This is a genomic window from Acinetobacter wuhouensis (genome assembly GCF_001696605.3).
GTDB lineage: Bacteria > Pseudomonadota > Gammaproteobacteria > Pseudomonadales > Moraxellaceae > Acinetobacter > Acinetobacter wuhouensis.
Genome location: NZ_CP031716.1, coordinates 98,982 through 115,192 on the forward strand (window position 1 = coordinate 98,982; position 16,211 = coordinate 115,192).

Here is a 16,211-nt window from a genome sequence, read left to right on the forward strand (position 1 = left end):
GTTCTGTCGTATGACATTTTCGTTTAATTGATTCGGCACATAGTTTACGTGTTTTTACGTATTTTGCCTATGTTAATCATCTTCCTTTGCGCTACATAGTTATACACAAGCTTGTAGGGGTATGAAAAGAGAAGAAAAATTGATTTGAGTTAATTTTGTATAAAGTTTCAACATTCATAGCGATAAATTTAAGATTAACTTATGAGAAATTTCTCGTAATAGATATTTCTCACAATAAAAAAGCCCTCAAGCAATTAAAATGTTGAGGGCTTTGGCACGATCGATTTATTTTATGAGGTAGATTCAGACGCTGTTGAATTCTTTTTACCTTTTAAAATCTCAGTACGAATAGACTGTGCAAGTTCAGCGCAATCATTGTTCATCCCATTGATCATAAATGAATGACGTGTCAGTACATTGGTTGGATTTGGTAATGCAACCAATTGATAACATTCATCGATATGTTTGAGTTGATCGTTGCTTAAATACAATGCCATTTCTTTGGCAATCAGATGATTCACCAAACGATCTGCAGCTTCTAAAGCATCCAATTGCATTGCTTCAACCGAATTGGTCACAGCACAACGGGTTTGAAGAACGAAACGCTTATCTTCACGATAACGTTTATACAGCACTTCAGATAAAAGTTGAAAGACCGAGCCAATCATTAAAATGGATTGAGCTGCATTGGGCTTTTCAGCGTCGATGCTAACCAAAGCACCATTTTGATTAAATTCTTGGTGCACAGTGAAATCTTTAGAATTTAATTTGAAATGTTGCGCACATAATTCAATGCTTTTATTTAAGAAAATCTGACATAAATTAAAATAGGGCAATGACACAGATTGATTGACCGTATTCATCAATTGTTTTGGATCGTAATATTGAATGTTCAGTGCAATCACTTCACGATCGTTTTCTGTTGGTGTAGTGACCAAAACTTTAGGTTCAGGTTTTGCTTTCACTTGAGCCTGTTGCTGAGCTTGTGCCATCGCAATGGTGTGATTAGCTTTTTCAGCTTCTAGGGCTTCGGTGAGTTGCTGAATCTCATGTTTTAAACGAGCTTCATGATTCATACGCGCTAAAAATTCGCTACGCGTCGGACGAGCAATGGCACGATAAGCTAACCATAAGAAAGCATGAATGAGGAATGACACCAAAATAGCGAGCCATTGAGTACGCAGAATTTCACCAATACTTGGCTTAATCAGAGTAATTTCAACTGTACCGACATTCTTTTCATTCTGTAATGCATCACGGACAAAAATCTCACCTTGGCGGGTTTTTGCCATGCCACTGGTCGCAAGTACCTGTTTTTTTGAATCAAGAATACGAATCGATGCCACACTTGGATTGGTCGCATAGCGATTTGCAAGCAATGCCAATGAAACTGTATTGGCAGGTTCAAGTTCAGATAAGCTGTCTGTCACCAGCTGACTGGTCATGAGTTGACCTTGACTGGCACGGTTTTCATTTAACTGATGTGTTGTTGCAACTACCAATAAAAAGGTATGAAATGCAAAACTTACAATGAGTAGGCTAGCAAATAGCCCTTGTCTTGGCGCATTCAACGTAAACTTCCAAAGCAAAAATTTTCGATTTCGATTATGATTCTAACAATTGTTGTAGCTCAGACCCGAGTCAATTCATGCGAGAAATCATTCTTATTTCATTTTTAGGACCTGACCAACCCAATCAGTTTACTCGATTAATGCAAGTGTTGTCCGTACATTCTTTGCAAATATTAGATGTAGGGCAGGCGGTTATCCATAATCAATTGACTTTAGGTATTGTAGTTTCGTCAAACGATCAAACTGCAACAGCTTTAGCAATGAAAGACATCCTTATTTTAGCACATGATATTGGTTTAACAGTTCGTTTTAAACCGATTTCAGGGGCAGAATATGATCAGTGGGTGAGTGAAGGTGGGCAAACCCGTTATATCGTGACGGCTTTAGCACCCGAATTAACCGCTGCGCATTTACAAGCAGTGACCAATATTGTATCGAGTCAAGGTTTCAATATCGAAACCGTTACTCGGTTATCAGGTCGTCCAGAACGTGATGGGCAAAATGAAGGACCTAAACGTTCTTGTGTTCAGTTCGGTTTGAAAGGGCAGATGCTTGATGCCCAAGCGATGCGTGCAGCATGTTTACGCCTTTCAGCTGAATCTAGTATTGATGTTGCGGTTCAAGAGGATAATGCTTACCGTCGTAACCGTCGCCTTGTTTGCTTTGATATGGATTCCACATTGATTGAGCAAGAAGTGATTGACGAGCTCGCTAAAGAAGCTGGCGTTGGTGATCAAGTTGCTGAAATTACTGAACGTGCCATGCAAGGTGAGTTGGATTTCCAACAAAGCTTCCGTGCCCGTGTTGCATTGTTAAAAGGCTTAGATGCTGCGGTATTACCGAAAATTGCAGAACGCTTAACCATTACAGAAGGTGCTGAACGTTTAATTTCAACACTGAAATCTTTGGGTTATAAAACTGCGATTTTATCTGGTGGCTTCCAATACTTCGCTGAGTATCTGCAAGAGAAATTGGGCATTGACGAAGTGCATGCCAATATTCTCGATGTTGAAAATGGTGTGGTGACGGGTGAAGTTCAAGGTCATATTGTGGATGGTGCGCGTAAAGCGTTCCTATTGACTCAATTGGCTGAAAAAATGGGTATTTCACCTGAACAAGCGATTGCAGTAGGGGATGGTGCAAACGATTTACCTATGCTTTCGATCGCAGGTTTAGGTGTTGCTTTCCGTGCTAAACCTTTGGTTCGTCAAAATGCCAATCAAGCGATTTCGAGCGTCGGTTTAGATGGTGTTTTGTATCTGCTCGGCGTACATGATAAAGATTTAAGTCGTGCATAATCTGTAAACGATATATTGCAAAACGATGACAAAATAGCGGCGAATCAGCCGCTATTTTTGTATGTAAATTAAACACATCATGGTGGTTGTATCACTTTTAAACAGACCAGTAAAAATATTCATTTCGAACTTAAAAAAGTTTTTTTATGTTTAAAAACTGTGTGTATTTTTTTGTAATGACACGCCAAGATTGATGGTGATTAGATTCTACGAAAAACATGATTCTTAAAAAATGTAATGACAAATGAATGTTGCGACAAAGTATGTCGTTTGGAGTGAAAACAGCGCTTTTCTTCTGTTAAAAACACGACATAATGCAAAACATAAGCTTTCTAAGATGATTAAAGAAAAATTATAAAGCTTGTTGTGTTGTGAAACACCATTTAGACGGTTTTTGAAAGACATTATTGTGACGGAGGTTCTTATGGTATCAGCGACATTTGCAACTCTTATTGGATTCGGTCTGATTGCTGCAGCGTTGGCTACTGTTTTCTTTTCCCCTTACCGTCATTGGTTAGGTTTTATGTTTGCTGGAATGCTGTTTTGGGCGACGCTCGAAGCGATTCGTTATAGCGTACAAAATGTTTTCGACATTTCGATGGCATATAGTTATTTAACTGCGATCATGTTAGCGATGTCTGCTTTGATTGTGTTGTTGTTACGTGAAGATAATCGCGCGCAAAAAGCATTGGCAAATCGCCAATATATTGAACATACTCCAGTGTATGATGATGAATGAGTTGTGTTCTAAGTTTTCTGAAAATTTATAAACAATCACAATGACTTTAATTACACGAAAAAATTCAATTTAGACATTTAAAGGTATATCAAAATGGTATACCTTTTTTTCAGCTTATACTTTGTTCCAAAAGCCATGTCGAATAAATGACAAGTTATGCTAGGATGAACAAATTCAAATCTAATTTAAAATACAACAGGCTTTAATGTCATGAAACTCTCTGCAATTCCAGTTGTGAAGCTACCAATCGTTGATGCAAGTACAGATCCGCTGGATTTACTTGTATTGGGTTTATCTCTTCGTATGAAGCAATTGGCACGTACTAGTCCAAAATTTATTGAATTAACCCATGATCGTCAGTTCCGTATTCAAATTGGTACAGACTTGGGTGTGGCTCGCCAGATTATTGTCAACAATGGTCAAATTGAAACAGTTTCTGGTGCTGAAGAAAAAGCGGATTTTGTTTTGCAATTTGCTGATAGTGAGCAAGGTGTAAAAACTTTGGTTAAAGGTGACCCAACTGCATTTATGACGGGTATGCAGAATGGCACGATCAAGATGGAAGGTGATTTCAGTTTATTGGTATGGTTTAACCAAGTGGCGAAATTGATTCCACCTAAAGTACCAAAGCCAGTCAAAGATAAAATTAAATTGGCGCGTCAGTTCTTAAAAGAAAAGACAGGTAAATCGTTTTAATAATTTGATTTAGAGTTTAGTTCTAAAAAAAGCCTTTCATACGTAATGCTAGTCAATTAAGAATTCTTGAATCCACCCCAACCCTCCTTTTCCAAAGGAGGGAGCTTTTCAATACTAAAAATTATTTTAGTAACAAGAAGCCCCCCCTCTTTTTCAAAGAGGGGGGGAAAATTTTAAGAATTTATCCAATCATTTTTCTTATTGATCAGTACTATCTCATAAGGGCTTTTTTTGTTTACGACTCTTTATAAAGTAATGAGCTTATTCCACTTCTAAATTAAAGGTCACAGGCCCATCATTGACCAAGTGCACTTTCATATCTGCGGCAAAAATACCTGTTTGTACATGCTCAAATTGTGATTGCGCATACTCAATGAGTTGCTCATACAGTGCTTTCGCTTCAGCAGGGGGCATTGCTGGACCAAAATCTGGACGTAAGCCTTTCTGTGTTTGTGCCATCAGGGTAAATTGAGAAACCAATAATAAACCACCATTGGCTTGGCTGACATTCCAGCCCATTTTGCCTTGATCATCATCAAAAAAACGATATTTTAAGATTTTATCAATCAGCTTTTTGCCCTTCTCAAGATTGTCTTCTTTGCCCAATCCTAAAAAAACTAAAATTCCCTTTTGAATTTCACCCGTTGTTTCACCATCGACAACCACTTTGGCTTCAAGAACTCTTTGTAATAATGCGCGCATTTCGTAAATACAGTTAAAAGTTGATATATTTTTAAAGTTTAACAAATCCCATTCATTTTGTATTTTCTATAAAATTAAAATCAAGAGATATTACAAATAACTAAGTTTGAATAGTTTAGATACTTAGCGATTAATTTTATAAAAATTAGAGGTTTAAAATATTAAAAATAATTATTAAGAATATTAGATAATTTACGAATAAAACCATAATAAAAATATGGTTATTTAAATCAGTTTCAGCTACGCTAGTAATGCTTTAATTTTGTTCAGATACTTTGCGGTTAAGGCTATTGCTTGAAAAAATAAGATGATAATCATATTATCATTTGATGGTAATTAAAATTGGATTAAGACATGGAAAATAAAACAGCAAGGTTGACGATCTTAATCGATCCTATTAAAAAGCAAGCATTTGAAGAATTATGTCATCGTCAGGATTTGACACCGTCACAGGTTGTGCGTCAATTAATTCGTGATTATCTCAATACTCATGGGGTTGAGTATGCAACGAAAGTACAAAATATTCAGAATGACAATACAAGATAAATAATGTCAAATTAACAATAAATTAGGTTTAAAAAATCATGTGATTGTGAAAATAAAGTAGCCCTATTGCATAGGGCTATTTTATGTAAGCAAATAAATGAATTAAGAGAAATCCAAACCTTTTTCAAACGCTTTTAATTCATGGCGTGCCATTGCAAGATTTGATTTTTGACGATCTAAAACCAAATATAAAAATAATTCATCGTTGTTATCGAGTGGGCGCAAGATGTGATATTGCTTGCCCAAAGTGATTAAAACATCTTCGATTTTATCTTGTAGATTTAATGCATTAGCAACTTTGCGCTTTGCCCGAATCACTTCGGTATTACCAGCAGCAGCAAGCTCCAAATCAAGTCCAGAACCTGCAGTTGCAAGTGCTAAACCACTTGAACTGTCAACTAATGCAGCAGCAATAAACCCATCAATATCAACTAACGCATTTAAACTAAATTTTGCCATTTGAGTTTCCTTTTAGGCGAGGTAGTAAATAGTTTTTATGAACATTAAAGTACAATTTTTGTTAAGATGAATCATAATTAAAAACTAATGTGATTACAATCACAGTGAATAAAAAAATATTGAATAATATTATATGATAATAGTATGTTAATGTTTTTATTTTAGTAACAATCTCTTTTCTGTTATTTATCTTGAACAGTAGAAAATTAAACGTTATTGATAGAAATATGGAACAATGTGTGAAATATTTCTGAAAATCGTAATTTTAGATTTGCAAGAAAGGATTTACTTTTTATAGTGGAACAAGATTATCTAAAGAGTTTGCTATGCAACCAATAATTCAGTCTTTGTTGGACACGGACTTATATAAATTCACCATGCTACAAGTGGTTTTACACAAATTCCCTCAAACGCATAGTGTGTATCACTTTCGTTGTCGAAATTTAGATGACACGGTATATCCATTGACGGATATTTTGGATGATTTGAACGAACAATTAGACTTGCTCTGTACCTTAAAATTCAAAGAAGATGAATTGGTCTATTTGCGCAGTTTGCGTTTTATCAAAAGTGATTTTGTTGATTATTTAGAATTATTCCAACTAAAACGCCGCTTTATTAAAGCTGGGGTCGACAGCGAAGGTCGTCTGGATATTTGGGTTGAAGGCCCGATGGTTCAAGCGATGATGTTTGAAATTTTTGTTCTCGCTATTGTGAATGAACTATATTTCCAACGCATTCGTTCCGATGAAGTTCTGGCAGAAGGTGAATGCCGACTGCAGGCAAAAGTGGCTTTGCTCAAGCAATATGAAAAAGAACAAAATCCGAATGATCCGCCACTTTTGGTTTCTGATTTTGGGACGCGTCGTCGTTATAGCTTAGATTGGCAACGTCATGTGATAGAGACTTTCCATAAAGCTGTGCCCAACGTATTTCGTGGTACTAGTAATGTATTGATCGCCAAAGAGTTAAATATTTTCCCGATTGGGACAATGGCGCATGAATTTTTACAAGCTTTTCAAGCGCTAGATGTGCGCTTACGAGATTTCCAAAAATCGGCACTTGAAACTTGGGTACAGGAATATCGTGGTGATTTAGGAATTGCACTGACTGACGTGGTCGGTATGGATGCATTTTTACGTGATTTTGACTTATATTTTGCCAAGTTATTTGATGGTTTGCGTCATGATAGTGGTGACCCATTTGAATGGGGCGATAAAGCGTATCAGCACTATCGTAAGCTTAAAATTGATACAAAAACTAAAATGCTGACCTTTAGTGATGGTTTGGATATCGAACGAGCTTGGGCGTTATATCAATATTTCAAAGATCGTTTTCAAGTCAGTTTTGGTATTGGAACAAATCTCACCAATGATATGGGGCAAAAACCGCTTAATATTGTGTTGAAATTGGTAGAATGTAATGGACAGTCTGTGGCTAAAATTTCAGATAGTCCTGGTAAAACCATGACCGATAATGACACTTTCTTGGCATATCTACGTCAGGTGTTTGAAATACCAGAAGTTGTTGAATAATGGAAAATTGATAGCTGATTTTTTGCTAAAAGAATGCGAAAAATCAGCATATTGCTGAAATACACTGTGCTAAGATCATGACTGTCCAAGGTCTTAAAATAGAAAAATTGTATGACAACTACAAGCTTTAACTTCGGATTACTCATTGAAGCAGAACAACTTGTGCCGTTTTTAGGGCACGACAAAATCCGTATTATCGATTTAAGTCGAACTTCAGTTTATGAACAGTTACATATTCCGCATGCATTGCATGTAAAACCGCAGTTGTTGGTTCGACAAGAAGAACAAGCTTCGGGTTTGTTGCCTGATGAAGAGGGCTTAAAGGCTTTAGTTGAATATCTAAATATCACCCCAGATCATCATGTGGTGGTCTATGATGATGAAGGTGGTGCTTGGGCTGGGCGTCTCATTTGGAACCTGCATAGTTTAGGTTTTTATAATACCAGTCTACTAAATGGTGGCATTCACGCATGGTTGGCAGAAGCCTATCCAACCTCATCAGACATAGAAACTTTTGAGAAAGTGACCCCATTGGTACAGGTAAATTTAACCGATATTGATCAGTATCGTATTGAATATAATCAATTACTCGAAAAAATTGAGCAACAGGCGATTCAAGTTTGGGATTGTCGGACTTTAGAAGAATATACAGGGCAACGCTTGGCAGCTAGACGCGGCGGTCACATTCCAAGTGCACGACATTTTGAGTGGAGTACTGCAATTAATCGTCAAAATCATTTAAAATTGCATCCATTAGAACGCACGCAACAACGTTTAGAACAATTGGGCTTTCGATTTGATCAACCTGTAGTGGTATATTGTCAATCACATCATCGTTCAGGTTTAGCTTATATTCTAGGTCGTTTATTGAATTGGAAAATTCAAGCCTACGATGGCGCGTGGAGCGAATGGGGCAATCGCCTTGACAGTCCAATTATTACTGGAGAATCACCTGCGTGAGTCTTACATCTAAGTTAAAAAAACAAATTTTTATTCAAGCGCAAAAAGTCGTTCCACAACAGCAATTGAGCCGTGTTGTCGGTAAAGTTGCAGCCAGTGAAAACCCAATCATTAAAAATGTCGTAATTCAAGCATTTAAAGCGCAATACGGTATTGATCTTTCGATTGCAGAGCAAACCGATGCTTTAAAATATAAATCATTTAATGAGTTTTTTACCCGCGCGTTAAAAGAAGGGACTCGTGAAATTGATGCTGATCCAACCAGTATCGTATCACCCGCAGATGGCGCAATTTCACAACTCGGTAAAATTGAAAACGGTGATGTGTTTCAAGCCAAGGGTCAAAGCTTTTCAGTTGATAAGTTAATTGGTGATCCACAATTGGCTGCACCATTTATCAATGGTGAGTTTGCGACAGTCTATTTATCACCACGTGATTACCATCGTGTGCATGCCCCATTTGCAGGGACTTTGACAGAAACTTTGTATATTCCGGGTGAGTTGTTCTCAGTGAATCAAACCACTGCTGAAAATATCCCAGGTTTGTTTGCACGTAATGAGCGTATGGTCTGTTTATTTGACACTGAATTGGGTCGTATGGCAGTGGTTTTGGTCGGCGCGATGATTGTTGCGGGCATTGAAACAGTCGCGACTGGTAAGGTCAAACCTACAGGTCGTGTTGAACTCAATCATCACGAATTAAAGTTAGAAAAAGGTGCTGAACTCGGTCGTTTCTATTTAGGTTCTACGGCGATTGTTTTATTTGAACAAGATAAAATGAATTGGGATGCACAATTTAAGGCAAATTCTGAAGTCGTGATGGGCGAGGCTTTGGGTCATACGCTTTAATTTTCCTCAAAATATATTAATGAGTGAATTTAAAAACACCTTCTCAATGAAGGTGTTTTTTCGTTGAATTTTTAAAAATCACATTAAATTATAATGGAGCGCATTCTCATCAAATGCTTTTAAGACATGAGCGTCAGCATTGTGTGGATTTTTAGAATCGACTCGAACTTATAAACGAGCTTCACTGCCAAAACCATTCAATTCACAGTCTAAGAATAGTTGCATATATTCCGATTCAGTATGGATTGAATATTGAAAATTTAATGAACATTATCCTGCAAAATCAAGACGTTCTTTCGGGAAAACCACTCTAAATATTGACCCCTGATTTTCTTTAGAATCAATTTCTAAGTAAGCGCCATGTTGCATAAGTACGTGTTTAACAATCGCCAATCCTAAGCCTGTTCCACCCGTTTGACGGCTACGCGCACTATCCACACGGTAAAAACGTTCGGTTAAACGAGGGATATGTTTCGGATCAATGCCGATGCCCGTATCTTCAACAGTAAAATAACCATGCTCAGCATCATCATGCCATCCGATGGTCACTGTACCGCCTTTAGGAGTGTATTTAATGGCATTGGTAATTAAATTACTAAATGCACTCGCCAGTTCAGCATCGGAACCAATCAAGTCACAATGACTGTCAATGTCGAGGTTTAAAGTATGTCCATAATCGACATTGTAGGCTTGCGCATCATCAAATAATTGATTCATTAAATTTGGCATATCAATGATTTGATTCTTCGCAATTTGCTTATTGCCTTCCAAACGCGATAAGAGCAATAAATCATTCACCAAAGCATTCATGCGACGGGTTTGCGATTGCATCTGCTCAAAGGCACGTTTCCAACGTGGATTTAAGTCTTCTTGGTCGGTAAAGGTTTCGATATAACCACTGAGTACAGTCAGTGGTGTACGTAATTCATGCGAAATGTTATCGACGAAATCTTTACGCATTTGTTCTAAGTTATGCACACGTGTAACGTCATAAGCGACGAGTAAACGACTCTCACTACCAAATCTGGTCAATTTAATTTGAACATAGTGCTCTTCATAAACCGATGATTTGATTTTGATTCCATCAGGTGATTGGTCAATATTATTAAAATATTCAATAAAACTGGGTTGACGAATAATCGTGAGAATATTGCGTCCACGATCCAAAGGTTGAATCCCGAGTAGTCTTTCTGCTGCAGGATTCCACCATTCAATTTGGTGTAATTCATCCGTAAGAATAACGGCTTCAGCTAAGGCAACCAGTGAAGATTGTGCACGATCAATGAGCCCAACCATTTCGGCTTGAACAACACGTTCTTGGCGTTGAGCACGATAGACATTGAAAAGCAGTGCGCCCCAAATCCCTTCTAAGTTGGGTGGTGAATCGTAAGGTCGATTAGAAATCCACTCATTCACAAGGTATAAAGAGCGCAACTGAAACATAAAAAAAATAGCAAAGGCAATGGAGATGCAAATCCAAAAGTACCCGATCCCTAAACCAATAAATCCACCGATAACGATTAAGAAAGCCAGTAGACGTAAATCTTGTTTAGCAAACTCCCACAGACTGCTATAGCGGAATTTTTTATGTTCACGTGCAAGGTCTGGGACGGGGTAGGGTTCATACATAGAAAATTTTTTACCTAGAGAATCATTGCTTTGAAAATATTTAGCCTAAAGCAACATCTGCACGTGTAGAGAAGCGATAGCCTGTTCCGCGGACAGTTTGTACATAGCGGTCAGCACCATAAGGTTCAAGTACTTTGCGCAAACGACGGATGTGTACATCAATGGTACGGTCTTCGATATAGACATTGCCACCCCAAACTTGATCAAGTAATTGAGCACGCGTATAAGCACGTTCTGGATGGGTCATGAAGAATGCCAATAAGCGATATTCCGTTGGTCCCATATCTAAAATGCTGTTGCCAAAACTAACACGTTGGCTAACAGGATCTAGGACTAAGCCATTGGCATCAATGGTTTTTTCACCACTGAGTGCATTGGCACGACGTAATACTGCTTTAATACGAGAAACCAATTCACGTGTTGAGAATGGTTTGGTCATATAGTCATCTGCACCCGCATCTAGACCTTGAACTTTATGGTCTTCTTCACCACGGGCAGTCAACATGATGACAGGAATTTCAGACAAATTTTCATCACGCTTTAAGCGACGACATAAGTCTACACCACTGACACCACCAGGCATCATCCAGTCGAGTAGAATCAAAGCTGGTCGTTGGTCAACGATCATTTGGTGGGCTTGTTTTGCATCTTCAGCTTGTAAACATTGGAAACCAGCCATATCCAATGAAGTGTGAATCATTTCTCGAATCGGAAGTTCGTCATCGACGATTAATATATAGTCATCTTTCACAACGCAATATCCTATGTATGAACGGTGTACCGTTTTTTATTTATGACAGGCTTATTACAAAGATTAATTATGACAGTATCATTGCAAAAAGGAGATGTTGGTGCTTTTTTGCAAAAAAATGTGACAAAAAAATGCCATTCTGATGAATGAACTATGACATTTGAACAATAAGTCACTTTTATTTTTCAGTAAAAGTGTCTTTAATGATTTGAAAATAATTAAAATTTGACAGTTTGATGACAAAGCTAATTTAACTCAAATGATTAAAAGTAAAAACTATTTTGTGGAAAATGAATCTATTAATGAGACAAATACGGTTTCACAGGCTGAAACAATTTCATCGAGGGATTGTTTAAAGCCACCCATCACCCAACGAATGGCGATTTGAGTAACATAACCATTCAGTCCAGTCGCAACAAGGGATATTTCTTGTTCACTGCGCTCAATATGAGGCAACATCAACGTGACAAAGGAATGGATTAAACGATCGAAACGTCCCATGGTTTCATGGATGGTGGCGTGATTATGCAGTTCTTGAACCAACATGGCATCCACATAAATAATACGAGCAACGCGTGGATCATCTTTTAACATGGTAAAAATTGCAGTGAGACCACTTCGAATCATATTTTTTGGATCAGGTGCAGCTTGCATAACACCTGTCATAACAGTTTGTTGTAATTGTTCAATGAGTTGTAAAAAAATGGTTTGAAAAAGATCTTCGCTTTTCTTGAATGATTCATAGAAATAGCGTTCAGTCAGTTTTGCTTCATTACAAATGTCTTTGACCGTCACAGAAAAAAAACCATGATTTCCATAGGCTTCAATCCCCGCTTCGATTAATTTTTCTCGACGTGCAAGTTTACGCTCAGACAGAGACATGCCTTTAAATTGACGTTCTTTTGTTGTTTTTATGGTTTTCTTTTCAGTTAAAGTTTGCTCAGTCATCTTAAAAAAATACTCGTGTCATGATCGATTGTCACAAAGAAGCGGCTATTTTAGCAATAAAAGCCATTGAAACCTATTCTGTTATTTTTGTATAAAAAAACATCGGATAATTGATAATATAATATTGACAATATGAATTGTCAAAATTATATTGTGCATGAGAGCTGCACATATTTGTATTTTTGTGTGCGGAATTTAAAAAAGGATAGACAATGAAAAATTTTAAAAACAAAGTCGCTGCAATTACTGGTGCTGGCTCTGGTATGGGACAACAACTTGCTGTTTTACTTGCAAAAGCAGGTTGCCATTTATCGATTAGTGATGTGAATGAAAAGGGCTTGGCTGAAACTGTTGAGTTGGTAAAGCCTTATAATGTTCGTGTAACAACGAAAAAAGTAAACGTTGCAAAACAAGAAGAAATGAAAGCTTGGGCAGAAGAAACTGTTCAAAATCATGGTTCTGTTAATATGATCTTCAACAATGCTGGTGTTGCACTCGGCGCTACCGTTGAAGGTGAAAGCTATGAAGAACTTGAGTGGATCGTTGGGATCAACTTCTGGGGTGTGGTTTACGGTACCAAAGAATTTTTACCTTATATTAAGAAAACAGGTGATGGTCATATCATTAATACCTCAAGTATTTTTGGCTTAACCGCGCAACCAACGCAGTCTGGTTATAATGCAACGAAGTTTGCGGTACGTGGTTTTACGGAATCATTACGCCAAGAGCTTGATATTGAGAAGTGCGGTGTGAGTGCGCTTTGTGTCCATCCAGGTGGTATTCGTACCAACATCGCCAATGATGCTCGTATGAATGACAGTTTAAAATCATTGGGCATGAATCCTGATAAATCTGCAAAAGCATTTAATAAATTATTGCGTAAGCCAGCAGTTGAAGCGGCTCAAGAAATCTTGGATGCCGTGATTGCAGATAAACGTCGTTTATTGATTGGTGGTGATGCGGTTATTGTTGATTTAGCGCAGCGTTTATTACCAACAGGTTATCAAAAACTGGCGACTGGTTTAACTAAATTAACCAAGCGTTTTGAACCAAAATAATTAAATTTTAGAAAAAATCGCCATATTTGGGCGATTTTTTTTTGCTTAAAATTCACTTTTTTTTTAAATAGCAGCAAAAATTAATTTTTTTGATCTGTGGTTAAAATTTGGGATTCATAAAATAGTTTGTTATGATGTGCTCGAAAAATTAAATATTTATTTTTATTAGAAAGATAATTTGAATCGAGTAAGACATGAAAAAAACATATTTAGCCCTCAGTTTAGGCATTATTTTATCTATTGGTCAGTTTAGTTATGCAGCATCAGAAGATGTATCGGCATCTGCTTATGCTGCTGCAAGTATGGGCGAGCATGTACATTCAGAACCAGACGCTGAGGAATCTAGGGAATCATTTAGAGCTGATGTAGAACGCTTATATCCGCAATATTTTAAAATAGATGCGGATGATTCACTATATTCAGGATTTATAGAAGACTATAAAAATAGACAATTTTGGACGAAATATTTTACCCGATCGGCACAATATTTAGATTTATACAAAACGACATTGTCGAACACGCAAGCACGTAAAATTGATCCAAGCTTATCTAAACTTGATGCGATGTTGTATTCAGATTTAACTCAAATTAATCTTGAATTTGCACAGATTCAAAAGGCACTTAGCCCTTATGTTGAATTCAATCAGGTGATTTTAAATAACATTCAGATTGATCAGCCATATCCATTGTTTAATGATGAGCAGGGAAGTAATTATCGTTATGCATTAAACGATATGAAAGAAGTGCAAGAGAAACAACAGGAAAAATTGTTGCAGTTAACCAAACACATTGATCAGTACCAAGAAAAATTGGATGAATTTGGTTCAATTGTGTCGAAGCGGGTAAGAAAGCAACATCAAGAAAATATTAATTATTTAAATCAACAGGCATTGGCGATTGGGCATTATTTAACTGCCAACATAAAAGCCTATGATGCTTTCATCGCAACTTATCATGAACTAGATAATTATGATGCTGAACATGCTTCAAGCTATGCAAAACAATACCAACGAGCAGCTCAGACTGAAGCAAATATAAAGAAAGTAAAAGCATTATTGGCGGTAATTCCTTCTGAACAAGAAGCGCAGCAAAAATCTTCGGCATTAGAGCAAGAGATGGATCAATTAAAAGGAGCAACTTCTTATTGTTCTTATCTTTGGAGAGGTGATGACTTTAGTGAAATTGCTTATTATGTCGAAAAACCAAAACAACAATTTTTAAATGAATGTGCTGAACGTAAAACAGAGGTAAGAAAATTTTATGATCAGCATGTTTTTGTCGCGCCAGTTCCCTCACAAATTGCACCGATTCAAAATATGAATTCGATGGCAGATTTTAAGCGTTATGGTGATGATCTGTACTATACCGAAACGGAGAAAAATGCGGTCTACCGTTTCAATCTGAAGTCTTTAAAAGAAGAATTGATTTATGAGCATCGACTGCCACGAGAGGAAGATGGTTGTGATCACAATATGTGTCGTGGCGTAGGTGCGACAGATCTGGTATTGAGTCATGATGGAAAAACCGCTTATGTAACTTCTTTAGATTATGACCAAGTTTTTGCAATCGATTTGGCAACTCAACAAGTCGTACAAAAGTTTGCAGTTGGACGTTATCCACGAAAAATTTTATTGGATGCGAAAGGGTCAAATTTATATGTATACAATGGTGTGGGTAATAGTATTTCACGCATTCAATTAAAATCAGGCAACGTCAAAACTGTGGCATTGCCTGATAATTATCAAGAGCATTTTTGCCGTGAAATCGGCATGAGCTTTGAGCCTGATCAGAAAGCGATTCGTATTTTGGGCGATTGGTCAGATCATCCTTATATTTATATGAATACGGATGATTTTAGCTTTTACGAACTCAATTATGACATTCCTGAAAAAGTGCTATATCAAGTCGATCCCTATCGTTCTGTGGTCGAGTTTTATCATGATTCCACAATACAGATTGGAATTTATGACATCCGTGTGGCTCAGGCGGTCAATTTAATTCTGGTTGAGGAAGATGCATTTAAAGAAAAAGATCCTGATTCAGATACATCTATTTATCATCGTTATCAGGATCTTGCGTCTAAGACTCAACCAGTATTGATGGGATATTTGGGAGATGATTATTTATATTATGTTGAACAGGCAAACTTTAGCCGATTTGATGACTTAAACACTGCTTTTAAAGCGGAAAATTTGGATCTTTATCTGCTCAATCTTGTAGATCAAAGACAACAAGATAGCGAGAAAGTAACACTCAAATTACCAAGCAAACCTGCAAAAGTTGAATTACTTGAAAATGGAAAAATTCTGATTCTCTTGGAGAGAGGGTATATCGATGACGCATCTGTTCCTGCTCAAGTGATGATAATTGATCTAAAAGAATCAAATACGCAACAAATCTTGGAAAGCAATAAAAGCAAGCTTTTAAGTCATTCTAAACTTGATGTCATTGATCTTTATTCAAAAGAATAA

15 protein-coding genes are annotated in these 16,211 nt (G+C 37.1%); 9 read left to right on the plus strand and 6 right to left on the minus strand.

The annotated features are described in order from the left end of the window. Positions 1-290 precede the first annotated feature (290 nt). The gene (locus tag BEN71_RS01095; protein WP_068973388.1) at positions 291-1,571 is read right to left on the minus strand and encodes a hypothetical protein; all 1,281 of its coding nucleotides are present in this window, start codon (positions 1,569-1,571) and stop codon (positions 291-293) included. 77 nt (positions 1,572-1,648) lie between these two features. On the opposite strand from BEN71_RS01095, the gene serB reads away from it, so the two are divergent. The 3 genes from serB to BEN71_RS01110 all read left to right on the plus strand — a co-directional run bounded on the left by serB (position 1,649) and on the right by BEN71_RS01110 (position 4,304). Then, positions 1,649-2,869, plus strand: coding sequence for a phosphoserine phosphatase SerB (gene serB / locus BEN71_RS01100; RefSeq protein ID WP_068973389.1), 1,221 nt, complete (start codon positions 1,649-1,651; stop codon positions 2,867-2,869). 424 nt (positions 2,870-3,293) lie between these two features. Further along, a complete protein-coding gene (aciT, locus tag BEN71_RS01105) occupies positions 3,294-3,608 on the plus strand; it encodes a ciprofloxacin tolerance protein AciT (RefSeq protein WP_068973390.1) in 315 nt (104 codons plus the stop codon). 210 nt (positions 3,609-3,818) lie between these two features. Next, positions 3,819-4,304: an SCP2 sterol-binding domain-containing protein gene (locus BEN71_RS01110; protein ID WP_068973391.1), complete on the plus strand. Its 486-nt coding sequence runs from the start codon at positions 3,819-3,821 to the stop codon at positions 4,302-4,304. Between the two features lie 261 nt (positions 4,305-4,565). On the opposite strand, the gene dtd is transcribed toward BEN71_RS01110, so the two are convergent. Continuing rightward, positions 4,566-5,006, minus strand: coding sequence for a D-aminoacyl-tRNA deacylase (gene dtd / locus BEN71_RS01115; RefSeq protein ID WP_068973392.1), 441 nt, complete (start codon positions 5,004-5,006; stop codon positions 4,566-4,568). A gap of 354 nt (positions 5,007-5,360) precedes the next feature. On the opposite strand from dtd, the gene BEN71_RS01120 reads away from it, so the two are divergent. Further along, the gene (locus tag BEN71_RS01120; RefSeq protein WP_068973393.1) at positions 5,361-5,552 is read left to right on the plus strand and encodes a ribbon-helix-helix domain-containing protein; all 192 of its coding nucleotides are present in this window, start codon (positions 5,361-5,363) and stop codon (positions 5,550-5,552) included. Positions 5,553-5,654: 102 nt separating this feature from the next. On the opposite strand, the gene BEN71_RS01125 is transcribed toward BEN71_RS01120, so the two are convergent. Next, complete coding sequence (locus BEN71_RS01125; protein ID WP_068973394.1) at positions 5,655-6,011, minus strand: roadblock/LC7 domain-containing protein; 357 nt, start codon at positions 6,009-6,011, stop codon at positions 5,655-5,657. Positions 6,012-6,337: 326 nt separating this feature from the next. Between BEN71_RS01125 and pncB the strand changes: the two genes are divergently transcribed. The 3 genes from pncB to asd all read left to right on the plus strand — a co-directional run bounded on the left by pncB (position 6,338) and on the right by asd (position 9,354). Then, positions 6,338-7,546, plus strand: a complete 1,209-nt coding sequence (gene pncB / locus BEN71_RS01130; RefSeq protein ID WP_068973395.1) for a nicotinate phosphoribosyltransferase — start codon at positions 6,338-6,340, stop codon at positions 7,544-7,546. A 111-nt stretch (positions 7,547-7,657) separates the two neighbouring features. Continuing rightward, positions 7,658-8,506, plus strand: a complete 849-nt coding sequence (locus BEN71_RS01135; protein WP_068973396.1) for a sulfurtransferase — start codon at positions 7,658-7,660, stop codon at positions 8,504-8,506. Next, positions 8,503-9,354: an archaetidylserine decarboxylase gene (gene asd / locus BEN71_RS01140; protein WP_068973397.1), complete on the plus strand. Its 852-nt coding sequence runs from the start codon at positions 8,503-8,505 to the stop codon at positions 9,352-9,354. The genes BEN71_RS01135 and asd overlap by 4 nt, the downstream gene beginning before the upstream one ends. 270 nt (positions 9,355-9,624) lie before the next feature. Here asd and phoR read toward each other — a convergent pair whose 3' ends face one another. The 3 genes from phoR to BEN71_RS01155 form a co-directional block, all read right to left on the minus strand. Then, positions 9,625-10,983 (minus strand): phosphate regulon sensor histidine kinase PhoR, encoded by a 1,359-nt coding sequence (gene phoR / locus BEN71_RS01145; RefSeq protein WP_068973398.1) that lies wholly within the window; start codon positions 10,981-10,983, stop codon positions 9,625-9,627. Positions 10,984-11,023: 40 nt separating this feature from the next. Continuing rightward, positions 11,024-11,734, minus strand: a complete 711-nt coding sequence (gene phoB / locus BEN71_RS01150) for a phosphate regulon transcriptional regulator PhoB (RefSeq protein ID WP_068973399.1) — start codon at positions 11,732-11,734, stop codon at positions 11,024-11,026. Positions 11,735-12,010: 276 nt separating this feature from the next. Further along, on the minus strand, positions 12,011-12,682 hold the full coding sequence (locus tag BEN71_RS01155; protein WP_068973400.1) for a TetR/AcrR family transcriptional regulator: 672 nt from the start codon (positions 12,680-12,682) through the stop codon (positions 12,011-12,013). Positions 12,683-12,894: 212 nt separating this feature from the next. Here BEN71_RS01155 and BEN71_RS01160 point away from each other — a divergent pair, with 212 nt between their 5' ends. Together BEN71_RS01160 and BEN71_RS01165 are read left to right on the plus strand one after the other, a co-directional pair. Next, entirely contained in the window at positions 12,895-13,740 is an 846-nt protein-coding gene (locus BEN71_RS01160) for an SDR family NAD(P)-dependent oxidoreductase (RefSeq protein WP_068973401.1), read from the plus strand. Positions 13,741-13,934: 194 nt separating this feature from the next. Further along, positions 13,935-16,211: a YncE family protein gene (locus BEN71_RS01165; RefSeq protein WP_068973402.1), complete on the plus strand. Its 2,277-nt coding sequence runs from the start codon at positions 13,935-13,937 to the stop codon at positions 16,209-16,211.